Below are 24,955 nucleotides of genomic sequence, written 5' to 3' on the forward strand. Positions count from 1 at the left end.
AGATTTAAAAGAACGGTAAGCGAGGAACATACCCTCACTTACCGTTTTTTTCCAAATACTCCTTCATCGCCTCATTTACAATGTCTCTCAATGACATATTCTTCTCAATAGCAAGGAATTTCATACGCGTATGAACACTCTTGTCGATAACGAAATTGCAATGTACCGCAGGCTCTTTTTCAGTTTTAAGTGGTGTGGCTTCCTTCTTTTGCGGAGATTTCTTCGTGGATGACAGCAATCCGTCCAGTCCGCTTTTCATACTGTCTTTCAATAAATCACTCTTGCCCATATTGTCTTATTTTAATTTCAAAACCTCTTGTGCTAAAGCCATATAATCTTTGGCTCCATTGCAGTTCTTATTGTACTCAAAGACGTTCTTTCCCTTTATAGGAGCTTCGGCCAGTGCCACATTGTCCCGTACAAGCGTTTTGAACACTTTGTCACAGAAAGAGTCATTGATAATTTCAGCTACGCTCTTGTTGAGTGTCTTGCGCTTGTCAAATTGGGTAATAACAATGCCACCAATACTCAGGTTCGGGTTCAGGCGTTCCTTGACAATCTCAATTACGCTTGTAATCTTCGCCATTCCGCGCATGGCGAGGAATTGTGCCTGCACCGGAATAATCAGAAAGTCCGCTGTGGTAAGGGCATTGAGTGTCAGCAAGCCCAGTGAAGGTGGACAATCAATCAGGATGTAGTCAAACTTCCGACTGTCAAGCAACTTCGTAATCAGACCTTTCAGTATCAACTCACGTCCCGGCTCGTTTATCAGTTCGGATTCTGCCGCCGACAGGTCGAGACAGGACGGCACAACAGCAAGTCCGTTCTCCAGTTCGATAACCGGTAAGGGATATTCACCTCTCATTGCCCCATACACCGTTTGTTCTTCCTCAATGGAGAGACCACACGATTCTGTAAGATTTGCTTGCCCGTCCATGTCGATAGCCAGTACACGCTTTTTCTTCTGTCGCAAAGCAGCGGCAAGATTGATGGTGGTAGTTGTCTTGCCAACCCCACCCTTATGATTCAAAACAGCTATAATTTTTGTCATAATTTGATGTCTTTATATGCGATACAAAGATAATACTATTCTTAGTAAATACTATAATTAGTATATACTATTTTACTAAAAAGAGTATTTTTAGTATTTACTACTATACTAAAATACTAATAGACTAAATGTAGTAAATACTACTTTCAGTAATAGGTAACTCACTAACTTCCTACTTTACTATAATTAGTAAATACTACATTTAGTATTTATTGTTGTTCAATACTCTATATGCACATCATCAGAACGGCAAGTCTTCCTTGTCCTCTTGCGGCATAGCTACCGGTGGTACAGGTACATTGCTTGCGGCATCTGTCGGACTCTCTGCTTCTGAAGTTGTACCCTCACGCTTTCCGGTATTGATGAACTCCAATGTGTCTGCCGTAATGGATAGTTGAATCTGACAGTTTTCATCCTTATCCTTCCACAGTGAAGCCGAAAGTGTCCCTTCAATGAGCAGTAACCGTCCTTTGGTAAGATATTCGGATAGTCGAATATGGTTCTCTTTCTTACTCCGTACCCTTACCCAAGTAGTGATGCTGTTTCCATGTGAATAGTCATCTACCGCAATATCAAATGCAATGAATGAACCGTGTGCTCCAGTAATAACCTGGCAATCCTTGCCAATGCGACCAATTGTGTGAACGTATAACATAATAAATTCTTTTTGTGGCAGGTGGTTAATCCTACCGTTACCTTAGTTTATAAATATTCTTTATTTCCCTCTGTTTGGCCTGTTTGCGACCTCCGGGATGATTTTTTCTGCATCCAAAGGCGGCAGGAACAATTTGGCAAGGCTGAAGAGGAAAAATACGCTCACCAGCGGAGAGGAAGATTTTTGCGCTTCACTTGCGGCTGAATGCCGGCATTGACACGACTGGGACTGGCGATTACCTTTGCGGAAAAATTCAATCCACGGCAGGTTGCACGGCAGCAGAAAAGCGATAAATAGAAGTATATAAAAAAGGAATAGAAAACGCTAAAGCAGGGAATAATAAAACAGGAGAACGGACATGCAGGACTAAGATCCAAAGACTATCTTGAAACTGTGAATAGTTATATCATTATCCGCAATTTCAAGTCTGTTCGTGTACCCTTTGAAAAATAACTTGACGCACTTTATGTAACGCGCTACACAAAGCGTGTCAGATTTTTCTTGTAGCAGGCTATCAGTCCTTATACAGATGGATATAGAAAAAAATTATAAAAGTAACCGACAATAGCTAATGTCAAATACCCCTTGCTCCAATGGCCTGATTAGACTATTAAGTCCATAATCACTTATATGTACTTTTTAGACTCTTTTGAAAGTTCTCGTGAATTTCTATGGTTATTTTGAAAGCAGTATTCTCAAGTCATTTTTATTGATACCCATATATTTGCATATTTTAAACTCACTTATGCCGTCAGATAACATTTCTTGAGCTGCTTTTCTATTCCTTTCATACGCTTCCAGTTTGTCAAAAATGGTATCTGTTAGATAATCTATCCATTCGAAAAAGACCTTTTCCCCTTCTTGAGTACTAAAATCTATTGTACAGGTTTTCGCACACCTCCTATGAAGTATCAGATAATAAATTCCTCCAATCAGATTCGCCATAATAGCTTTAATATTGATTTTCGCCGGTTTAAACAGATTGTCATAAAACGCAATCAAATTTAAATTCATAATATCCCGTGTTTCTGCTGTTCTCTTTGTCGTTTCATTGATAACCGACATTTCATAAAGTAACAACTTTTGCATTACAGTGTTATCAGACAAGTTCCTATAAAGGGTCTTGAATGTTTCCGCAAAAAACTTTTTAGGTCCCAATATGTTCAGGCTGGAAACGTCAATAGCATCATTGATCCAGAAATCATACTGCTTGGCAAGCCTGTCGTAAAGATTGTCCATCGAGCCGTATCTTCTATAAAACACATTAGCTTCTATGTTTGCAGCTTTCATCAATGCACTCAAATTGACATTACCAAAACCATATTCAGCTACAAGCTTTTCAAGTTCGGATATTACCTCCTTGTCTATTTGTTCATTTGTCCTCCTATTTCGAGCTTTCTTTTCTTTCTGTTTCACTATTATATAGTATGTTATAAAAATAAATCTGCAAAAATCAGTAAAAGGAAATATTTTTATTTTAGCTTTCGATAAACTTCTTCTTTTCTGAATTGACGATAATATCCCAAGGTAGGCTGTAAGTATTTATACAGCTATTCCATTCTCTTTCATTTGTTTTGATATAGAGCAATTGGGTCTGTTGCAAATATACATTTTTATGCTTTACAAACAATAGACAGAATATAAAAACTACGTTGCCAATAAATTTGCATTTCAGAAAGCGACGTATTAATTGCTTATTTATTGCTATATTATGGGAAAAATATCCAATTTGAAAAAAGAACACTTTCTACACGAAGAAAACTTGCTGCACATCTACATCAAATCCCTGATAGTTTCCGATTGCGATAAGAGAAGTCAATTTGAATGAGACCCTAATGATTTCATATAAAGAAAACTTCATGTTAAATTATTCATGTGAGAATTATAAGAATAAAGAAGCATTATATCAACTAATATAACTAATATGGTAGTCAACAAGAAAAGAAAAAAATATTTTTATATTTTTTTCTTTGTGGAACAGACATCAGTCTAAAGTCATGTTCCAATTTTTGATATTTTTTCTCATCATATATTTTTAAATTGATAAAAGATAATATTATCAACAATATAAGCATGGGAATAGCTATAGGTTCTGGTTTGTCATATATGCAAAGTTGAACTTGGTCATCAAATAGAGTCAACAAAATAGAAACAAAAAGCAACACATAAGAAAATTGACATACCGTAACAACTACAAAAGAACGGTCAGGAAACCCCTTTGACGGTACAGTTGTCCAAATCCAATAAAATATATTATCGAAAAATGAAACTCTATTTTTTTCTTTGAAAGAGGATGTATTACGTTTTATATTCATTGTATTGTGGTATCATTTTCCTTGTCTTAATATATGTTTTTTATGATTGGGCCTGACTCTCATTGGTTCACAATAATAAGGACGGTCAACTCTTGTTGCATCTGCGGGAGTAATAGTACCATGTATTTCTTCATAACTTGGCGGGGAAATATATGGACGTTTTGAAACACTGGTTATGAACCATAAAATACCAAGAGCAATTCCAACTGGAGGGCAATAAGCACCGATAATATAAATACCCGTGTTCACTCCCATATTTAATGCCGCCTCGGAAAAAGTCTGTTTACCAGAAATCCATAGTGCTGTATCAATAATAAGCCCTGCAAAATAGATTTTCCTACCTACACCTTTCGCAACTTCACCTTTTGTTGTATATACTCTATTGGGATTACGAACCAAAGTACCTTGTCTGTTTATCTGAATATACTTTTCTCCAATGACAATAGGTTTTTGAGATAATTGCTCAAAAGAATTTGCAATACCATATAAAGACAAAGCAGTAGTTCCCTTGTCTATCAGCCCCTCTAATGGTTGCAATCCACTTTCAATATTTTTCTCATCCTTTATCACTACCAATTCATAGAAAGGTGTGGAAAATGATTCAGTAGATGTGGTATCAGATGATATGACATAGCGAGACCGCCAAAATACACATCCTAAACCTTCAACATAACCATTATGTAATTGTCGATTTTGGCACATTGCCTCAAATTGCTGCAAAGTAATTTCCATTTCAGACCTTTTTATTATATGAACGAGAAATATTTGTCTAAAGTGGCAAATATACAACTCGTTAATGTTTTACTTATTCTTGATGATATTTACCGTCCAGTATTGTACCTTCATAGCAACCAATCCTTATGACTGGCAAGCTGCATAAATAATGCTTTTTCTGTGAATATGCGATATAGCATGAGGCTAAAAGAGTATGGCTCCTTTGGCTTAACCCTCGTTCACTTTTACATTAAAGTGTGCAAGAGCTTGTCCGATTTCGCCACGCTATTGAGGATACTCATCTGATTACGGACACCTATTCTTATCCAATACTCTTTCTTTTCTTTATTCAAATAAGTGAATAAATAATTTACAGATGGACATACATTATGCCCATCTGTAAATTTAAAATTATTCAATACTATTCTTGATGATATTCGCTTTCCCAAATAGCATCCTCCGGATTATCGCCTTTATGACCGGCAAGCTGTATCACGAAGCTTTTTGCCGGGAAATACGGTGTGATGTGGATGTCAAGAAGCACACGGTCTTTCTGATTCGGGTCTTGTTCAATCTTCATAACCTTGAAGCGTTCGATGAGTTTGTTCGGTCCCATTACACTATCGAGGAATTTCACAACCTGACCACGTAAATCTGCTTCCGTGCGAGTAGTCCAATTTTCAAATGCCCGACGGTTCAGGAAATCAATCAGTACCTTCGTTATATAGTCGAATACACGAACTACGGAGTAGGTCTGCAAGCCAAGATTATCTCCATTAAATAATGTCTTGGCGGAGAAAGCCATAACCTTGCTGTACTCGTTCACCATCGGCACAAGACCCATACGTTCAAGCTCGGAAATCTCGCTCTTGCGAAGGTCGAAGCGTACACTTTCTACTTCATTAAGTCCACCAAATTTCTTTCCGGCTACTACCTGAGACATTAAGGTGTTGTATATTTTTCCGGCAAGTGAAGAAGATGGCGGAATATAAAGATTTTCTTCTTCTCCAACGCTTTCCTCTCTTTGACGACCAAGCAACCAGTTACAGGTCATAATAGTATTCGATTTGAACACATCTCCACTCGTATGATTGGCATTGAAGAATATATCTACTACATCGTCCGGAGTTTCAAGGTCTTGGAAGTCTGTAACAAGAAAAACCTTGTTCTCGTATGCCATTTTAGACCACTTATCCAAAATGGCATTTGAGCCTATATATCCAGGAACGACAAGCAAGGAGTAGTTGCGACGCAGGTCAAGACGGTCAAAATTTTGTTTGAGTTCGTTGCTAATGTGGTCAGCGAAAATGGTATTGTCCAAATCCTGAAGCTGCTCCATGGTCGCATTGACAATGGTGACATTCTTCACCTTATCACTTTCCGTGTTCTTGTAAAAGAACGCAATAGTGCGATATGCGCTTTCAAGTTCCCGTGTCCTGGCAAGAGCATTCTTCAAGTTATGATTAAGAAGGTTCTCGGCGTTTTCTGCGGTTTCTTTGGCCTTGTCCCGCATTTGTTCGGCAGTGTCATTCTCACGTAAGAGTTTGAGCCATACGCTTAAGCGATTAACCAAGGCCTTACGTTCATTTTCCCACTGTTCATCCGTGAGGAAGATGTTGCGACGGGCCTTTCGTGCCGGATTAAGATTGGAATACCCATCTATGATATTTTCAAGAAAAGCGAAGCCACCAAATTCTTTGAGTTTGTCTATTGCCGATGCAGATGACTTTTGCGCCTGTTGTGATACGACTTTCTGTGAGGTTGTCGTACTGGCTGTCTGTTGTTGAGTTTCCTGCTTCATCTTAGTAAAAGATTAAAGTTCTACTTTCTTTTGATTTGCCAGAATCTCCTCGATTGATGATTCAATCACGTCCATAATGGCATTTTTGACTTCCGGATTTTCAAGTGCTTTCTGTAAAGCGCGGTTGGAAGTAAGCTGGCGAGTTATTCTGACGCCCTGCTCTTTCTCAATGTCAAGTTTACTCAAGAAATCACTCTTCTCTTTAATCTTCTTGGCTCCGAAGTCTCCAAGTCCGGTGAATGTCATGATTTCCTTGATTTCATTACCTTCCGCATCCACGTGGCATAAGTCAACTGTTGGTTCAAAACGTTGGAACACATCTTCAATGGTTTCCAAACCATACACGCTTTCCGGAGCCGCAGGAGCTTCATCTGTCAGTTTTTGAACTATCAAAGTTCGGTTGGAGGGGATTTCCGCGATGGATTCGTTCGCATCGACTTTTACTTCGTTGCCTCCAATTCCATAATTGTAGATTGCCATAGAATTTACTTTTTAATATCATACTTTTTTCATAGCTCTCTTTTGGTTTTGTGACCGTGCGCAATATATGAATTATTTCTGAAACCGTCAAATTTTTAGGAGCATTTTATTGGCATCTAACAAGGAAAAGAGTATATTTGCGAAATAGAATAAAATAAAAGAATAGTATGACTTACCTGAAAATGCCATTACAATTGCAATCGGCTGTTGCCAAGAAATTGCAAAGGTGTTCCTATCAGGAATCGATAGCCCAACACATCATGCTACTGATTCTTTCTCACCATGGGGAAGTTATCGGCCGAGAAGACTTTGGTTCCATGATATGGGACCTTGAGTTCAACCAACTTGTGAAAATCAGCGATTGGGAGGAAGGAGTAAAAAACTCCTTAATAAAAACGATAGAGAAATATGAAAAGAGACTACGGAATGTAGATGTGAACGTTACCCTTTTGGAAATAGAAGAAGAAAATATAGATAAAGTATCTCATATCCGAAGAAAGGCACAAATAACCGTGACCGGAATAATGGATAGAACCAACGAGAAATTCAGTTTTAACACCTCATTATATATAAGCCCTTTATCACAATAATCGAACTATGTCAGACAAGAAACAAATTGCAATAAAGGAACGAATATTAAAGCAGGCTATGGAGTTTTGGGGTGTATCCGATATACGCGATATGGACCCCGTGATAGATTTGCTGCTTGAAGTTTTTGCCCATGAGTCCAACAAGCTGCATCAAGAAATAGATCAGTCCGATTCACGGATACTTCACCGCCTGTCCAGAATACTCATAGGAAACAAATGGTCGCTGCCAAAGCCGGCCCATGCGCTTATGACTATTACCCCCAATCATGGGGAATGTTGCGAACTTGATGCCGAAGATCACTTTTATGCAGAGAAAAACATATTTGGCAAAGGGGATATTCAAGTCTTTATAACCCCTTTGTTTTCCTATAAACTGGTTGATGCAAAAGTCAAAGCAATCGCATACAACGATAGTATAAGGCATTCAACCGATAGCTTTAGCACTCCAACACGCTTCCTTGGCCATAAAAACCGGATAGCGGATTATTGCGTCTGGGTCGGGCTGGATGTGTCTAAAGAAGTCCTGCAAAAAATGGACTCTGTAATGTTTTGTATCAAGCCTTCCGATATGGGGTTGCTTCCGTTTATGAATATGGCTTTCTTCTATGACTGCACAGGAAACCGATTGAATACAAAAACAGGCCTTCATGTTGAAGATCCATATAGTAATGCGCACTACTTTGATGAAATCCGCGATTTTTATAGTGACCTATATTTTAATGTGAGTATAAAAGATGCTTCCAAAGAGAAACATACCTACCGGGAAATGTTTCCCGGTTATGTGGCCGACTGTGAGGTCCCGGATGACTCTGAGAATCTCTTTTGGGTCAAGATAGTCTTTCCGGAAATATTCACGAAAGAAAGTCTTGAAAATCTGGAAGTATATTTGAACACATTTCCGGTTGTAAACAGACAAATCGTTTACAAACAGCATAATTTCCGTTCCACCGGACGAATTATACCCCTGAAATGTCCGGGCCGTACACAATTCTTGAACATACGCTCGTTTCAAGACAACAAAGGCCGGGAATATGTAAACCGGCTGAACCAGTATGAGGAAAATCCGACAGGTATATTCAGCCTGTATTTTGGCGACCTTGAACGATTTGATTCGGACAGTGCCCGCTCATTAATTTCAAAAGTGTTACAATTAATGAAAGAAGACGGGAGTGCTTTTGCTTCAATGAATCCGGATGCACTTTCGACGCAGCTCAAAGAGTTGTTCAACAAGATAAATGATATAGAGAAAGGATTGGAGGCCACGCTAAAAGGAGATAACAAAATAAAGGCCTTTGTTTTAAGTGTCCCCCAAAAGGATGCGACCAATGCCGAGATAAAATATTGGGTGACTTCCGGATCTCTGGCGAACGGTTTCAATGAACGCACACTGATACAACAATTCAACATAGAAAAATATGACGCTTCAGGCATCATGTTGCGCACTTGTATGCAAGGAGGAACAACGCATGATAGCGAACAGGAACTTATTAATAGTTTAAGGTACGGTCTGTTGTCCCGGGAACGGATTATATCTAAAGAAGACATCAAAAGCTACTTGTTGCACAAGCTGGGAAAACATGTTGAATCAGTCGAAGTCGGTAATGGCGTGACTATATCTCCTGACAGCAAAAAAGGATTAATCAGAGTGACAGAGGTCAAGATAAAGTTTGGACAATTTGATAAAGATGAAATTCCCAATCTGGAAGAATTGGCCCATTATCTTGAAAAAGATTTGACTGAACGCTCTGTATGTAATTCAAACTATAAAATCAAATTCGTATGAATGATAGCAATTATAGCCCAAGTTTGGTGTCTGCCCTTAAGATAGCAAGAGGAATGGCACTTCAAGACAAGCATAACACGTTCGGCGTGTCACATCTTGTCATGGCCATGTTTGCAGAAAACACGGGTCTAAAGGAAATTTTATCCTCGATGCAGAAGGATGTCGGCTACATAATGGAATGGTTTGACACCCACCGCGAAATGTATAGGTCCAGTGGTACTTCCACAGAAGAAGTGGAACCTGATGAAGAACTGTCAAAGGTCTTGGATGAATCCGAACGGTCTAAAATTAAATTAGGAGCGGATTCCATAGACTCCATCTGTGTGTTTACCGCCATATTGCGTGAAGGTGTCGTGTATTCGCATCAGCAGATAGAGATGCTGGATGTTTCGGAAGATGACATATTGTCCCACTACAATGCCCTTACCCCGTTGCATTCTTATCAAGGAGAGGAAATGCAGATAACAGCAAGCGTTCCTTATGCCGACAACCTGAAAAAGCAAGAAACCATCAATGCCGGTGGCTTTGTCGTCGGTAGGGAAAAAGAGGTCCGTACTATTTTAGAATGCCTCGAACGCTCAGAGAACAAGGGCATACTGATTGTCGGTGAATCCGGTATCGGGAAGAGTTCCATCATCAACGCCTTTGTCAAAGATATCTGTGAGAATGAAGACGAGATGTTAAAGCAAATATCTATTGTCGGACTCAATACGGCAAAACTGCTCGCATCAACCTCGTCTGAAACGGAGATAGCACAAAAAGTTGTCAATCTGATGCACAAGCTCAACCAATTGGAACAAGCTGTGCTGGTGATTGATGATTTACAGGTCCTTTTGGAGAACAGCGTATCAGGCAAAGCATCCACACTTATCAACATATTAAGTGCGCAAATCAGCGAGGGAGCCGCAAATCTTGTTCTCACACTCACGAACGATTCTTACCGGAAGAACATCGAAAAGCATCCGATAGAAGGGCGTCTTGATATTATAAAGATTGAAGAACTGGATACGGCTACGCTTGAAAGTGCCATACAATTACATAAAAAAAGGATTGAAAACTATTACGAGCTGAGAATTTCAGATGCGTGTATTAAAGATTCAATCGCACTCTCCAAACGATATTTTAAGGAACGCAGCCTGCCATCTGCCGCCATCGACCTGCTTGACAGAACCGCTGCTGCCGTCCGGCTATGCAATAAGAATGCACGAGCCAGTGTATCTGATTTGGAAACGGATTTTGAGGAAATAAAGAGTCTCGACGAAAAAATATCTGAAGGGCCGCTTTACTTACTGTACCGTTCTGTATTCAGCAAAATCAGTGTCGTATTGACCACCAAGCTGTCAGACAACTATGTATGGGATAAAGAAGATGACATCGCGATAAAAGCAGGACGTTTGTCGGGCATCATCAAAGAATTAAAGGCACTATCCGACCAGTCTATTGAAGAGATACGCTCTTCGGAAATAGAGGCGATTGTAGCGGAGTGCACCAATATACCTATCGGAAAAATACAAGCCCGCGAGAAGGATCGACTTTTGAGCATCGAGAGCAAATTGCAAGAACGGGTCAAAGGACAGAACCGGGCTATTACGACTTTATCAGATGCCATTATAGAATCACGCAGCGGACTGAGTGACCCCAAGAAGCCTATAGGTTCATTCTTCTTCCTTGGCCCTACCGGAACGGGAAAAACAGAACTCACAAAATCACTGGCCGAGTTACTGTTTGATGACGAATCAGCCATGATCAGATTTGACATGTCCGAGTTCAAGGAAGAACATTCGGCTGCATTGCTGTATGGTGCACCTCCGGGATATGTAGGATATGAGGAAGGTGGTTTACTGGTCACTCAAATCAGACAGAAACCTTATTCGGTAGTGTTATTCGATGAGATTGAGAAAGCCCATAGCAGCGTTTATGATGTTTTCCTGCAAATGATGGATGAAGGCAAAATACATGATAAACTGGGCCGGGAAGGAGATTTTTCAAATTCCATAATCATTTTCACCTCCAATATCGGAAGCCAGTGGATTGTGGAACAAATACAATCCGGACATACTCCTGATTCCGGAAAGCTCATCGAGGTTATGGCACAGTATTTCCGACCTGAATTTTTGGGACGTCTCACCGAGGTGGTTCCGTTTGCGCCAATAGATGAAAATGTCGCCAAACAGATATTCAACCTCCATTTTGGAAGATTGCAAGAACAACTGATGAAACAGAAAAACATCCAGTTGAATTTGTCGGATGAAGCATTGCAACATCTGGCAAACAAAGGGTATTCTCCCAAATACGGCGCACGTCCGATTGCTGGAGTCATAAGAACTTATATCAAGAAGTCCGTATCTCGTCTGATTGTCTCTGAGCAAATCAGGCCGGGTGACAACATCGTCATAAACTATCGAAACGGTGAACTGATATGGGAACAATGTTAACGCAAAAGAAGCCCTTGGAAAGCATCCAACGAAGTCAGGCAATAAATTTTGTCGCAGAAATCTTTTATGATGAACTTCAATTTATTCTTGACCGGCGGCTGTTGGACCATACTATGGTTAATTGCCATGGTATGAACAGTCGTGTGAAATCCAGAGATGTATTAAGCGTTTCGGTACAGCATATCGCGGCGACAAATGCCGACAAAGAATATATATTACTGAATCTGGCAAGAAACAGCATCTACCATCAATTGCCGGAATTACTATTTCATCCATTGGTGCTTAGCACACCGGGCATGAGCAACAAGGAGATAGTTGAAGCCATCCGAGCCAATGAAAAACAGGATAAAGAGCTTATACAATTCTTTGCACCCTTTGATACAGAGTTTTTCAAAGAAAAGGTCCGTATCAATAACCGCCATCTGAATTTCTTTTCAGACCCGGACTCCAAGAAGAACTTCATCAAGATGATTGAAGTAATGGAAAATGTCGAACTATCCATTACTTCCCATCAGAAATATAAGCTGTTCCTATTCCTCTGCAATGCAGAACGGTATAAAGAGAACCTGCCTGCTATCGAGCAACTGCTTCTTATCGTTTTGGGATTGAAGGTGAAACTGCGACTGGAAGTCCATGAGATTGATGAAACGGTTTACCTTTCCGTCGGTTCCGGATGTGTCGGACAGACATTAGGCCTTAATGGTCTAATGATAAGCGAAACCGATGATTTGACGGCGACAATCATCCTTGATACTCCGACAGATGACTATGAGGAGGTAAAAACGCATCTATCCAATGTCCGCCGGATACTTGAATTTTTCATCCTTTCAACAAGAAATATCGAAGTTGATTATCTGGTACGTGGAGAAACGGATTTTATACTCGGAGAAAACCGATTAGGATATAATATGAACTTATGAAAAATCTAATAATATGAAGATATTGCTATATTTCTTTGCACGTTATTTATTGGCTCCATTATTTGTAGCCGTGATGATATTTGTCTTGACCGGAATAAAAACGATCAAGAGCAAACTTAGCCTGAAGAAATTAATCATATTCATTCTTCTGGCTTCCATTGCCGTCGCTTTACCCAGCCTGTTCGGTTTCCTAAAAAACGAATACGTCTGGGGAGGCTTGACATTCACGATATTGTCCTATATCCTCCTTGGAGCATTGTTCTGCAAACTGTCAACCTCCGATTTGTTCGGAGCAATCGGTATTGGCAGTTCCCGAACAGCGGTCATTCTCACTCTAACCACAATATGCGCTTTAGGCGGATGGTGCTATTATCTGCTGTTTGAACTGATAAGCAAGCTACCTTATTCGCTATGGAACACAACAAATATCCTGTGGTTTGCAATCCCATATCTGATTATGTACAGCAGAACCCTGTTCCTGGACATCCCGCATCCGATATATACCCCATGGGAATTGAGTTATGGTACCTTTGACCGGAAATATTGGGACAACATAGACAACTTCGGCTTCCGAACAGTCAAAGTCAAGATCAAACGGAATATAAAAGACCCGACATACGCTTCGTTGGTTGTCCGCCTGCCCAATGAAATATCTCTTGGGAATTGGTTCAATTGGGTTATCGAAGACCAAAACAGGCGTTTCCCCCAAAACAAGATTGAAACAGAGAAGGAAGATATGCAAATCGGATGGATGTTCTATACCTCAAAATGGTTTAACTTCCCGTTGTTCATAAGAATACTTGACCCCACTCTGACGAGTGAGGGCAATAAGATTAAGAATAATCAAACGATATATATCCGGCGTGTACAAGTAGAAACAAAAACATCATAATATATGAAAACACTAACATATTTGCCTGTAAACTGGGTCAATGGTCTGAAGCTGACCAGCCAGCATTTCTTTGCAAACCAGTATTGCCAAACGGAAGCTCTCAACCGCGAAGCAGGAAGGAGTCTGACCAGTTATAACTATGGTCTTGGAGAGGTCCTTGAAGGGATAGGTGACAATCTTGAAATAGAGATTTCAGGTGATACCATGTCCACTCTCTGTGTCCGCCTGAAAAGCTGCAACGCAATCACCAAAGGCGGTCTGCCCATCGTTTATTACGACGGTTTATACGGGGATGAGAAACCCTGTGCAACCATTTCAGAATCCGGTCTGCAAGCCGAGGACAGCGAGTATATGGTACTAATATCCGTAGATCCGTATCACTTGATACCTGTCGGTGAACCGGACCCGGAAGAGGTGCCTTTGCATCACCCGTATGTCTTGCCGAGCATAAAACTCCATATCGTTCCCAAAAACCAAGTCAACAAATCTTTCTACAGCCAGAATTTTTTGCTGGTGGCAGAGGTATGCAGACAAGGGAATACCTATAAAATCAATCACCAATATATTCCACCGGTACAACATTCCGCTTGCCACGATGGGATTAAAACATTCATTTCCCAATTGGCACGTACCCTACAGTCGATAAAAGAAGACGTGAAACTCATTTACAGCAGGAATGTTGCTGACAAGCGTAGAGATACGCTTGCCAATAATACATTTGAGCTGTGTAAGGCTTTCTCGGCCTTTTACAACTCAAGAATCTTCTTTATCGAACAAATCGCCTTAGAGCAACCGCCGATATATCTTGTGCAGGCCGTGAATGAGCTTGCAAACGGTCTGAACTCCGCTCTTCAAAGTCTTTCCGAAACGGAAAGAGAACAATTGCTCCAATATTTCTATGAGTGGACCAATGTCACACCCTCTGAATTTATCACGAAGATAGAGAGCGTAACCAAGCTTATGTATGACCATACCAATATAAACCAGTCATTGCAGACGGCAGGGGCATTTGTGACACTGCTCAGCAATATGTTCCACAAAATGAGTGAACTGGAATACATCGGAATGGTTCGTGAGAATATTATAGTAGGAGACGAAAGTCACGAAACAATAGAGGCTCAAAAGAAACGATCATGGTCGTTTATAGGTTGAGCGATTAAATCATAGCAAGTATGGAAGCAGAAAACAAAATAGCTCGTTTGAAAGCGAAACTCCGATTTACTTTGGTATTCGCTATCGCACTGATTGTTACCACAACCGGAGGTATCGTAACGATTGTGACTGCACAAAAGGGAATATCCCTTCTTGAAAGCAAGAAGGCCGAATATGACAATGTGTTCAAGAAACAGGCAGAACTTAACTTCCAGATAGAAGAATTGTTCCGGGACTTGAACAATCTGAAGACCAAGCGGCGAAATTCGAGTGAACACAAGCACATGCAAAAATTGATAACCAAAAAACGGTTATTAATGGAAAATGACATTGCAATGCAGGCCGATAAAAGCAAGTACGAAGTGTATAAAGCTATGCTTGAACAGATCCGTGTCATCCAATCATCAATGGATGACCTTGACCGCGAAAGCAAAAAGCGTGAAAGCAACATGGAGCAACTTGAAAAGTGTAGAATCAAATATCAGGAATTAACCAAGAATAAACTGACGAAGCCATGACAAAAGACGAAATGCTATGGGGAAACATCCGTTTCCTCCTGCTGCTGATTTTCTCAGTAGCCGCAATTTATATCATACTTTGCCGGTATATACTCAACGTACCGACAGAGGACAGTTCGGAGTTGATAAACGAAATCAACCATTCCGAACGCATTTTTGAAATCCAGCATACACATATGCAGCAGGCGCAGAACATCTGGAATGAGATTGACTCTCTGGACTTCAACATTCATCAGGTACAAAAGATGGACGAGGTGAAGGATGGGATTTACCAATTGCAGCATATATACAAGGAAAACAATATGAATACGAAATTCCTTTTCGGCGTGTTGTCCTCCAGAATGCTTAAATGCCAATTCGACATAAAAGAGGAATTGAACAGTCTGGTACATAACAATGCACTGATTGAACGGGATTTGGAAGAATGTAAAGCCAATTTATAAAACATTCGCAATGGATAATAAGAAAACTATAACAATCATCATATTGGGACTGGTTGCCATGGCAGGTATCCTTTTGTTTTTGTTCCTGCCTTCGAAGTCGCACCTTGCCAATATTGACTTTTATGTATATGACACCAATGATAATTTTCATTATGAGGTCAATGAGCGGTTGGAACTATTAGTCAACGATACGGCAGCGATTAAAGGCAAGCGGCTCATTTGGGAAATGGGAAACGGTGATACACTGATGAGAAATACGGATGTGTCATACACTTACCGTAAGGCCGGCAAATATCTTATTACTTTGAAAATAGACGGAAAACACTCCGTAAACAAGTATATCAAAGTTATCTCAGGGCTGGAGCATGAGGCCATTGATTCCATACCCCGTATAAATGGAGTGTCAGAGGGTTATCAAGGCGAAGAGCTGGTCTTTTCGGCAGAAGGCTATGGTATGGACACATGGCTATGGGAATTTGGAGAAAGCGGTACTGTGGACGCATACGAGCAGCAAGTCGTGTATTCGTATGATATTCCGGGAGAATACACCATCTCATTACAAACCAATACGACGAAATATCCGGTGAAGCACCGTATAACCATTCTCCCACGCTTTGAAAAAGCAGAGGAACTGGTCACGGTGGATTCGTTGGTACTGGTACAGAATGATATTAAAAAACACTTGCAAGCCATAGCTGACGCCAAAGTCTCACAAAGGTCGGTCTATTACGAACATACGAATTATATCCGTAACAAATATTTTTGCATTGATGCAGACCAGGTAGTGGTCGTCATCAATGATGAAAAATACAATGACTTCAACGGCTATTGCCAAGGACTGCATTTTCTTGAAAGCAACAGGAAAAAGCGTGTGAGTATTGATGATGTGAAAATTGACGATTTGAATTGCGTCAAGTCCATCCATGTGACACAAAGTTATATTGAAAAATGAAACAACTGAATCTCATACGAAATCTGTTTTCTGTGGCCGTGATGATTACTCTTGCGTGCAACGTATCTGCCCAAGTGTCCATCCGCGACAGAATACAAATAATGGATAGGGATATATTCAATTATCCGGAATCAACAGACGCTCCTGTCAAAACAAAGAAAAGCAAGACAAACAGAATTGTCTATTCGGACAGGACCGGAAATCAAAGTTATGAAGACCCGTATTTCCAGCGTAAGCGGTCTTCACACGGGATTGGCACACCCTATTACATAGTAGGTGAAAAGAACGGAACCTACAAGCTCGTTCAGGCTGACCCAGACATTACAGGCAAGCCCAAGTCGATAATAGGTTTCCTGTATAACAGCAAGAGACACTTTAAGGAACCCCGTAAAGTCAATTATGCCGGATGGATACCATCAGAAAATGTACTGATGTACGACCATGCCCGCATCAATCCCCGCAACAACCAGCCGATAAGGTACCGTATAGGCATAAACAGCATTAACAAGCTGTTCGATATCCATCAATTCTTCAATGGAGATACCCTGAAAATATACGGAGAGCCGTTTTTGAAAACAACAACGGATGCAGTAGTTGTCAGCGGAGAGGTTGTTTACCTATACAAGTTGGACAAGAGCGGCAAATCCGCATTGATTTCCAATGTTCCCGCATTATCAGACAGTACCAAACGCTTTTTAGGGTGGGTTCCCGCTGACCTTCTTGCAGAAGTCGGCCAAAATGAGGTGTATCATATTGATTATTCACGATACCGTGATTCTTTGTTGTGTGCTGTCAACCTAATGTATCCCGATACGTTGGCATTACATAATGCGAATATTCAGGGTACGATGTTGTTCAACCTGGATGGAAACCCGGCAGGGCCTATAACGAATGGGAATATCCGGCTGAACTATCCTTTGTCCGTCTGGGACAAGAACTGGAATAAAATCATCAATATCAAAGGCGGAGACATCATGGTTTCCGATGTCCGAAAGATGGAAGCGGAAAACAAAAACGTGAACATACATGTACTGTTCAATGATGCCGACCTGCCTTATCTATCCCCATATATCAATGTGCTACAGAACCTAAAGCTGAAAATGAAGCCCGGATATGACTACACTTTCTCAGCAACTTGCATATCCTCCAACGGAGAAAACAGACATTTGGCCCCAACCAAGGACTTTTCAGCCTGGCTCGACTATATCAAACAATCCATTTCTTCCAAACAGAAAAACGAGCAAGAGGAACAATCATCGTTTTACGGTTTTGGCGGGGCTATCAAACAAATCTCCCGTTATGATGACGAAAGCCGTTTCAGCAACAATGTATTTGTCATTTTAGGGTCAAAACAAACTTTATCCTTGCACGAGCAACAACTCTCGTGGCTGGCAACCCAACCGGCAAGGCTTCTGTTTGCCCAGATAGACAGAGCATCAGGCACTTCTTATCAGGACTTCCTATTGCAGGCCAAATCCATTCTGGACAGCCATTCTACGAAATACATAGACCATATATCCAATTATATCGCAGACAGCAGACTGGTAAAGACGGAGCTGTTCAAGAACATAGAAGCTACGGATGCCAACTTATACCTGTACGATGCTCCATACAACAGCCTTACGGTAGGAGGAATCTTATTCCCTAAAGGTAGAAACAGGCTGGAAAGCAACGCTTTGGAAACAGCCTTGGATTCCGTATTATGGCAATCTTTCGAGACGGACAGCCTACTGTTGCACTCACTTAAAGATTATGAGCGAAATATAGGTGTCCTAAGAAGCCGTCCCACATCCGAACTGACGCATATATTCCATCATACGGAAAATCCTGACAGTATGAGCCTTGACGATATAGATAGAAACAGCGTGAATGACACCTACTATATAAAGGCCTCCGTAGCGGACAGTATAATGGACGGGTACGAATATGGATATCTACTCGATGACAAGGAAGTGATGGAACTGCTGCAAAGCTACAGGGGACTGCTCCCGGAGTTCTCAGATAACATAGGGAAAAAGGAGCTAAGAGTGCTTCGCAAGCAATTTAACCGGCAAAAGAAAAGCATAAACAGAAGTTTCTATCGAAAAGTATTGCCCAGAAATCCATATTTGGCTCAAATCTTCTATTGTAAGACGGGAGTCATGGCCAATGACAGCCTTTTAAATTCAACAAAGGTGAAGAAACTAAAGAAAAGAAAGGTTGAACTGACGGACTTTAATAGTGGCTATACAGCCCTGATTTCAAAGATGAAGAGACTGGAAGACATGTATCAACGCAACCTTTTCAGACCTGTATTCATCGCCGGCAAGAAATATTATTTTATTCCGAAACAATTAATACTGTAAATAAAATGGAACCAACAAGAGAACAACTACAGGCAGAGATTCTTGAAATCCTATATCAGAAGTGCCTCCAGAAGCCAATATGGGTATCTTGTGCAGAAATATTTTGGAGCATCAGCAACCTCAAGGTATCAGAACGGAGTGTCAAGGACGTTCTTGACTGGCTGGTAAAAAACGACCTTGTAATTTATCAAGCGGATAAATACCAGATTGCCAAGCGCGAATTTATGGATATATCAAGACGTAAGGCTCTTGAGAAAAAAGAGACCGAAGAAAATGCCGAAGTCCGGACTGTAGAGTATGGAACATCCATTCCGCCTCACACGATGAACCATCATCCATGGCTTGAACGAGAGTACCAACAACCTGTCGCGAAGTCATCAAACACAATGTTTGCCATCATAGCATTAATAGCCTTTCTGATCAGCGGCACACTTGTTGGCATACTCCTGTTCAACAGCTTCGCAACGGAACGGCGCAATAATGCAGAACTGACATACCTTCCGGACAGCATACAAGTTCCCTCGTTACAGGTAAGCACGCCCGGATATATCCGTGACGCATATACGACGAACCGCAACTTCAAGAACATCCAAAATTCGCTGGAGACACAGCAACGGATTAATTCTGAACTTATGGATATCTACAAGGCACAACAATCCCAGATTAATATACTGACAACTTGCTCCAAACAACAAGCGGCAGACATCGAACATTTGGAAAAGGAACGGAAGATCTACACATGGATGATTGCCCTTGCACTCCTGGTATTAAGTTCATTGCTCATCTGCCGATACGGGCGTAAGAATTAGGACATACGCAAACATTCAGACTGCATAGTCAATCTGCTAACGGTATCTGCCACTTTCATGCGGTGGATACCGTTTTTCTGCATTCCGGCAGCAGTTTGCTTTCCGACGGTTTCGTCCGTTCCTGATGAAACTTCTTCTACAAGTGTTATTGTACAATACCGGGAATCAATTTAATAGCGACACATCATCAACGGGGCGTGTTTCTAATCATATAGGACAGTGGCTTTATACACGAACATTAGTTTAAAACGTGTTAAAATGAAAATAACAGCAAAAAAACGCGCTAAAAAATTTGGAAAAAAGAATATAAGCACTTATATTTGCTCACATCAAAGATGATGTTTTATTTTCTTCTCTTTTTCCCACAATAAAACTGAGTCATCCGGAGGCTGAGAGGAAATTTCAAAAAATCGTTTTTGAGGTTTTCTCTTTTTTGCATCTATACCGGTTAGGGCGCAAGGACGGAGAAACCGAAGTAAAATAATTAAGTTTAACCCATTAAATCCAAGTATTATGGCATTTAGAGCATCATTGGAACTTAACAACAAGGAATTTGACGTCCTTTATTCAAACTATGAGTTTAGTCGTAACACAGACCCTAAAGGTATGCCCTCTTCAAGCGTATTGGGCGGTAGAGTAAAAGCAACCATCGAATCAACAGAAGACACTTCTGTCATCGAAGCGATGTTGAACAGTCCTTTCAAACCTGTAGAAGGAAAGATTATCTACAAAAAAACGGAGGAAGATGCCAAGATGAAGGAGATCCAGTTCAAGAACGCATACATCGTTCACTACTCGGAAACTCTGGACGCGAACAACGATGTGCCTATGACAATCACCATTACGTTCTCCGCTGAAGAAATCATCGTCGGCAGCGCAGCTCTTGACAACCGTTGGCCGAAGAAATAAATCGGCGTACATAGGTAAATCCTAAATCAAAACATTTGTCAGGCCGTCCGACGGACTTCCGCCGGGCGGCTTTGGCAATTTGGATATAAACCGTCAAATATAATGCCGCCATGCTGGAACAAAAAAAAGTCACATTGGAAATAGCCGGCATACCCATGCCGTCGTTTGTGCAGTTGATGCTCAAACAGAGTATCAATGAGCATCACTACTTTGAGATAACGCTGGATATCCAAGCCATAGAAGCCTATGGTGTGGAAATCCCGGAGGCGTCAAAAGACTGGGTTGGGAAAAAAGTAATCATGGACTTCGGCGGCACTATTTTTGTCGGCGTGGCCACCATGGTGGGACTTCATCGTTCCGGTGGAACACACGGAAATATAAAAGTGACGGGATATTCGTCAACATTCCTACTGGAGTCAGACCACACTTGTGCCTCATGGTGCAACAAATCCTTGTCTGACATCGTTAAGGAACTTACAGACAAGGCAGGAGTACAAGCTCTTGTCAATCCGGAAACGAAATCGAAGCTGGAATACGAATGCCAGTACGAGGAAACCAACTTCAGATTCATACAACGGCTTGCCCGCCAATATCAGGAATGGCTCTACTACGACGGACAGAACCTTGTATTCGGGAAGCCACAGGCCGGCTTGACGACCAAGCTGACATACGGCGAGGAACTATCCGTGCTCGATGTCTGCTCGCAGACACTTGCCCGACCAATAAAGGGAAGTTCTTACCATTCGGTGAACGACCAGACCTATAACGGTCAATCCCCCGATACCGCAGCCGGACAAAACACATTGGGACAAGCGGCCTTTGACTCGTCATTGGCTTTGTTTACCGCTCCCGCTGTCCAACGGGCGGAACCGCGCATAACCAATAAGGGTGAACTTGACGCCTATTTCCAACGCAGGCAGCAAAGCGACAGCGCCGCATCCAGTTTCATCACCGGGGAAAGCGATTGCCGCATCCTTACGGTGGGCAGTATCATAGATGTTCATACCGCTATCCATACAGGAATAGGTATCCACGTAAAAAATAGCATCGGCACCTATATCATTACGGAAATAACCCACGTAGCCGGTATGGGTGACAGTTACCAGAACTATTTCACCGCACTTCCGTCCTCTATTCCCACCCTTCCATGCCCGGATGTACCTCTGCCTGTCGCTCATACACAGCAGGCCGTGGTTGTCAGCAACGAGGACCCGAAAAAGTTAGGCCGCGTCCAAGTCAAGATGAACTGGCAGACCGGCCCGATGCAAACCTCGTGGATACGGGTACTCACTCCTGACGCAGGTACAAGCGACAAAGTGGCCACAAACAGAGGATTTGTATTCATACCCGAAAAGGGAGACCAAGTCATGGTGGCATTCAGATATGATGACCCGAACCGTCCGTTTGTACTTGGCAGCTTATTCCATGGAAAGTCAGGCACCGGTGGCGGCAGTTCAAACAAAACAAAAAGCCTGACCACCCGCAGCGGTTGTACCATAACGCTTGATGATGAAAAAGGAAGTGTCACCATTGCAGATCCGACCGGAAGCACAATCATCTTGAACGGTGACAATACCATCACCATTGATGCAAAGGACAAAATAACCATCCATTCCAAAGAATTGGAGATACTTGCTGACGAAAAGATAAGAATTGAAGCCGATTCAGAGGTTGAGGTACTTGGTAAGACATCCACTTTTGAAGGTAAGTCCGAGGCAAAAATAAAAAGTGATACGTCCATTAAGGAAGAGGCAGCTACAATCGACATAAAAGCATCTGCAACACTAAAAGCAACGGGAGCAACCGTTGATGTGGATGGTTCTGCGATGACAAATATAAAAGGCGGTTTACTTAATTTTAATCCATGATAAACAACGAACATAATCCGATAGCCATAAGAATCAGCAACGTACAGGACTTATGGATTGAAAGTCGGGAGAAATTTCCCGATGCAAAGATTTATTATCTCGTTTGCGAACCAACCGATTATCAAATTGTAGAAGGATTCATACGGCTTGAAGCCTCCGAACATGGCTGCACGTCGGATATAATTGTTGGTTTCAAAGTTGACTATGATGATAAAACAGACTTTTATAAGTTCTTGATAAAAGCATGGATAGATTCGTTTTCCATGGATGTAGAGAAAAATCCCGATTGGGATTGGGCGGATTTTTCTTCATTCAAGTCAGAGTTGACATCTGTCAGTTCTCTAAGTGCAGATAAACTACGAGACTTGTATATTCGTCTTGTTACAAGTTTCAAGACATTTGTCGGAAACGACAATCTACTCGGCATAACCCTCTTCATATCCCGCATTGGCGATGTGGAAGCTCTGAATGAAGTAATAAAGGACATTGCCGAGCGACTGCCCGCAGGGGTTGCACTTATTCTAATTGACTATAAAAAGAGAGAAGTCTATGATATCCTGCTGTCTGAAATGAAAGGCAAGATATGCCTAATAGACATCCCAAATCAGAATATGACCGGTGCATACAAAGAAATTGCGACCCAAGGTAATCCACAAGATCCGAACGTAAAATATCGGAAATGCCTGTTTGAACTTGGAGAAGCGGCATCGAAAGGAAACAAGGATGAAGCAAAGAAGCTGGGACATGAACTGATAAGGCTAAGCCGTGAAATTGGCGGAACGGCATTTATGGCTTCGTCCTACCTTATGTTTGGGGGATTCATGGTGAAGTTTCATCGCGAAGCCGGGTTCTGCCATGATTTGTTTGACAAAGGGATAGCTTTGGTCCTTCCCAAATACCATGATGAGCAGGATTGCGCACAAATCCTGTTACAACTCTATAATTACAAAGGAACTGTACACAGTTACAATAAAGATATAACAGAAGCCATCAAACAATTTATGACAGCCGTCAAAATAGCCAAGGAGGTCAATATGAAAACCGAGGTTGTAAATGAATACAACTATGCACTACTTATGGCATTGAAAAAAGACAGGCTTACATACGAACCGATCTTAAATGAGGCGTTTGAGTATGGATACTCATTTTCTGACGAAGACTTAAAGATCATCAATCTCTCATTTATTGCCTCTACCTATCTTGACAAAACATACAGCCTTGATTCGTCAAAAAGAGACGAAATCTCAAAACGTATGTCTGACTTATATGGCGAGGACTGGCAGCTTTCCACAAAGGAACTGGCAGCCAAACTCGATGCGGAATACTCACTGAGAAACCAAAAATAGTCTGATTATGTTACTTGCGGACAGTCATATCACTATGGTAGTCGGAGTTGACGTCCATGTGACGACAGCTCCCCCCTTCAATCCCATCCACCCTTACATAGGTATGGTGATGGACCCCGCCGACTACATACCGTTCCTTGGCACGAACGTAAGCGTGAACGGGCTGAAGCGCGGCGTTTCGGACACCGGTGGCATGATTATCCCCCTGGCGCATATCCCGCTTGCCGGGCCTTTCGCCATGGCCTCCATGATTGGCCACGAGAGCATGAACTTCTTCGCCTCGCAGACCGTGTTCTGCGACGGCAGCCGCATGAGTCCGAAAGGTCACATGGTGATGACGTGCAACGACGTGGGCATACCGCTGTCTGCATCATTCAGTAAAAAAGGGAAAAAGACCAAACTTATACCGAGCCTTTTCGCCCCGACCTCCTTTTCCCTTCCTGTTCCCACAGGCAAGCCCGTCATGGTAGGCGGTCCCTATGTCCCCGACTGGGGCGGAATGCTGACGGGACTTGCGGCGAGCATAGGGTTCAGTTCCCTGATGAAATGCGCACGGAACAAGATAAGAAAATTCAACCTGAAAAGACAAATAACCAAAGGGCCTAACAAGCTAAGTCGATTCTTGTGTAAATTAGGCTTTGAGCCGGTGAACCTTGTCAACGGCGCAGTGGTTTACGAGGGTACGGACTTCGGCTTCCCGTCACCGCTTCCATTGGAATGGAGCCGGGCATGGTACTCCGATTCGGAGTACGAGGGCTGGCTGGGCCATGGCGTACACTGCTGCTATGACCGCACGGTGGAAAGTTTCGAGGACGAGGGCGTGACGATGCTCCGCATGGAGGACGGCCGTGCCGTCGCTTTCCCGCCGATAGCACCGGGCGGCGAGTTCTACATGCGCACGGAACGCGTGACGTTGCGCCGCACCGAAAAAGGCTACGAGGCATACAGCCATGACAGCCTGCTCACATACCGCTTCG

Annotated in this window: 22 protein-coding genes and 1 pseudogene; 15 read left to right on the forward strand and 8 right to left on the reverse strand. The window is 41.9% G+C overall.

Translation table 11 applies throughout. The features are described 5' to 3' along the window. Positions 1-34: 34 nt before the first annotated feature. The 8 genes and pseudogenes from HMPREF0106_RS02715 to HMPREF0106_RS02685 all read right to left on the reverse strand — a co-directional run bounded on the left by HMPREF0106_RS02715 (position 35) and on the right by HMPREF0106_RS02685 (position 7,016). Complete coding sequence (locus HMPREF0106_RS02715; protein WP_004310159.1) at positions 35-289, reverse strand: hypothetical protein; 255 nt, start codon at positions 287-289, stop codon at positions 35-37. A gap of 6 nt (positions 290-295) precedes the next feature. Then, positions 296-1,051, reverse strand: coding sequence for a ParA family protein (locus tag HMPREF0106_RS02710; RefSeq protein ID WP_009041028.1), 756 nt, complete (start codon positions 1,049-1,051; stop codon positions 296-298). Between the two features lie 241 nt (positions 1,052-1,292). Further along, positions 1,293-1,706: a single-stranded DNA-binding protein gene (locus tag HMPREF0106_RS02705; RefSeq protein ID WP_009041029.1), complete on the reverse strand. Its 414-nt coding sequence runs from the start codon at positions 1,704-1,706 to the stop codon at positions 1,293-1,295. Between the two features lie 675 nt (positions 1,707-2,381). Then, on the reverse strand, positions 2,382-3,122 hold the full coding sequence (locus HMPREF0106_RS02700) for a TetR/AcrR family transcriptional regulator (RefSeq protein WP_008776219.1): 741 nt from the start codon (positions 3,120-3,122) through the stop codon (positions 2,382-2,384). A gap of 441 nt (positions 3,123-3,563) precedes the next feature. Then, positions 3,564-4,021 (reverse strand): annotated as a pseudogene (locus HMPREF0106_RS0125245) (hypothetical protein). A 12-nt stretch (positions 4,022-4,033) separates the two neighbouring features. Continuing rightward, a complete protein-coding gene (locus HMPREF0106_RS02695; protein WP_005777329.1) occupies positions 4,034-4,753 on the reverse strand; it encodes a hypothetical protein in 720 nt (239 codons plus the stop codon). 403 nt (positions 4,754-5,156) lie between these two features. Next, complete coding sequence (locus tag HMPREF0106_RS02690; RefSeq protein WP_004310152.1) at positions 5,157-6,536, reverse strand: DUF5458 family protein; 1,380 nt, start codon at positions 6,534-6,536, stop codon at positions 5,157-5,159. A 12-nt stretch (positions 6,537-6,548) separates the two neighbouring features. Then, positions 6,549-7,016, reverse strand: coding sequence for a hypothetical protein (locus HMPREF0106_RS02685; protein ID WP_004310151.1), 468 nt, complete (start codon positions 7,014-7,016; stop codon positions 6,549-6,551). A 167-nt stretch (positions 7,017-7,183) separates the two neighbouring features. Here HMPREF0106_RS02685 and HMPREF0106_RS02680 point away from each other — a divergent pair, with 167 nt between their 5' ends. The 15 genes from HMPREF0106_RS02680 to HMPREF0106_RS02610 form a co-directional block, all read left to right on the forward strand. Continuing rightward, the gene (locus tag HMPREF0106_RS02680; RefSeq protein ID WP_004310150.1) at positions 7,184-7,606 is read left to right on the forward strand and encodes a GPW/gp25 family protein; all 423 of its coding nucleotides are present in this window, start codon (positions 7,184-7,186) and stop codon (positions 7,604-7,606) included. Positions 7,607-7,613: 7 nt separating this feature from the next. Continuing rightward, on the forward strand, positions 7,614-9,389 hold the full coding sequence (locus HMPREF0106_RS02675; protein WP_009041030.1) for a type VI secretion system baseplate subunit TssF: 1,776 nt from the start codon (positions 7,614-7,616) through the stop codon (positions 9,387-9,389). Further along, positions 9,386-11,824, forward strand: a complete 2,439-nt coding sequence (locus tag HMPREF0106_RS02670; RefSeq protein ID WP_009041031.1) for an AAA family ATPase — start codon at positions 9,386-9,388, stop codon at positions 11,822-11,824. Before HMPREF0106_RS02675 ends, HMPREF0106_RS02670 begins: the two co-directional genes overlap by 4 nt. Beyond that, positions 11,809-12,744, forward strand: a complete 936-nt coding sequence (locus tag HMPREF0106_RS02665; protein ID WP_009041032.1) for a hypothetical protein — start codon at positions 11,809-11,811, stop codon at positions 12,742-12,744. The genes HMPREF0106_RS02670 and HMPREF0106_RS02665 overlap by 16 nt, the downstream gene beginning before the upstream one ends. A 13-nt stretch (positions 12,745-12,757) precedes the next feature. Next, positions 12,758-13,636, forward strand: coding sequence for a TssN family type VI secretion system protein (locus tag HMPREF0106_RS02660; RefSeq protein WP_004322089.1), 879 nt, complete (start codon positions 12,758-12,760; stop codon positions 13,634-13,636). A gap of 3 nt (positions 13,637-13,639) precedes the next feature. Next, positions 13,640-14,788 carry a hypothetical protein gene (locus HMPREF0106_RS02655; protein ID WP_005777318.1) on the forward strand — a complete coding sequence of 383 codons (1,149 nt, stop codon included), beginning with the start codon at positions 13,640-13,642 and terminating at the stop codon, positions 14,786-14,788. Positions 14,789-14,808: 20 nt separating this feature from the next. Further along, complete coding sequence (locus HMPREF0106_RS02650; RefSeq protein ID WP_005777317.1) at positions 14,809-15,306, forward strand: hypothetical protein; 498 nt, start codon at positions 14,809-14,811, stop codon at positions 15,304-15,306. Next, complete coding sequence (gene tssO / locus HMPREF0106_RS02645) at positions 15,303-15,749, forward strand: type VI secretion system TssO (protein ID WP_004310143.1); 447 nt, start codon at positions 15,303-15,305, stop codon at positions 15,747-15,749. Before HMPREF0106_RS02650 ends, tssO begins: the two co-directional genes overlap by 4 nt. Positions 15,750-15,759: 10 nt before the next feature. Then, the gene (locus HMPREF0106_RS02640) at positions 15,760-16,701 is read left to right on the forward strand and encodes a PKD domain-containing protein (RefSeq protein ID WP_009041033.1); all 942 of its coding nucleotides are present in this window, start codon (positions 15,760-15,762) and stop codon (positions 16,699-16,701) included. Then, positions 16,698-19,046 (forward strand): type VI secretion system protein TssR domain-containing protein, encoded by a 2,349-nt coding sequence (tssR, locus tag HMPREF0106_RS02635; RefSeq protein WP_009041034.1) that lies wholly within the window; start codon positions 16,698-16,700, stop codon positions 19,044-19,046. The genes HMPREF0106_RS02640 and tssR overlap by 4 nt, the downstream gene beginning before the upstream one ends. 5 nt (positions 19,047-19,051) lie before the next feature. After that, positions 19,052-19,855, forward strand: coding sequence for a DUF5457 domain-containing protein (locus HMPREF0106_RS02630; RefSeq protein WP_009041035.1), 804 nt, complete (start codon positions 19,052-19,054; stop codon positions 19,853-19,855). A 513-nt stretch (positions 19,856-20,368) separates the two neighbouring features. Continuing rightward, complete coding sequence (gene tssD, locus HMPREF0106_RS02625; RefSeq protein WP_004310139.1) at positions 20,369-20,764, forward strand: type VI secretion system tube protein TssD; 396 nt, start codon at positions 20,369-20,371, stop codon at positions 20,762-20,764. Between the two features lie 110 nt (positions 20,765-20,874). After that, positions 20,875-22,632, forward strand: coding sequence for a type VI secretion system Vgr family protein (locus HMPREF0106_RS02620; RefSeq protein ID WP_009041036.1), 1,758 nt, complete (start codon positions 20,875-20,877; stop codon positions 22,630-22,632). Beyond that, a complete protein-coding gene (locus HMPREF0106_RS02615; protein WP_009041037.1) occupies positions 22,629-23,978 on the forward strand; it encodes a hypothetical protein in 1,350 nt (449 codons plus the stop codon). Before HMPREF0106_RS02620 ends, HMPREF0106_RS02615 begins: the two co-directional genes overlap by 4 nt. 103 nt (positions 23,979-24,081) lie before the next feature. Beyond that, a partial coding sequence (locus HMPREF0106_RS02610; RefSeq protein ID WP_232286796.1) for a DUF6531 domain-containing protein occupies positions 24,082-24,955 on the forward strand: 874 nt, incomplete at its 3' end.

This window comes from Bacteroides sp. D22 (genome assembly GCF_000163675.1).
Lineage (GTDB): Bacteria > Bacteroidota > Bacteroidia > Bacteroidales > Bacteroidaceae > Bacteroides > Bacteroides xylanisolvens.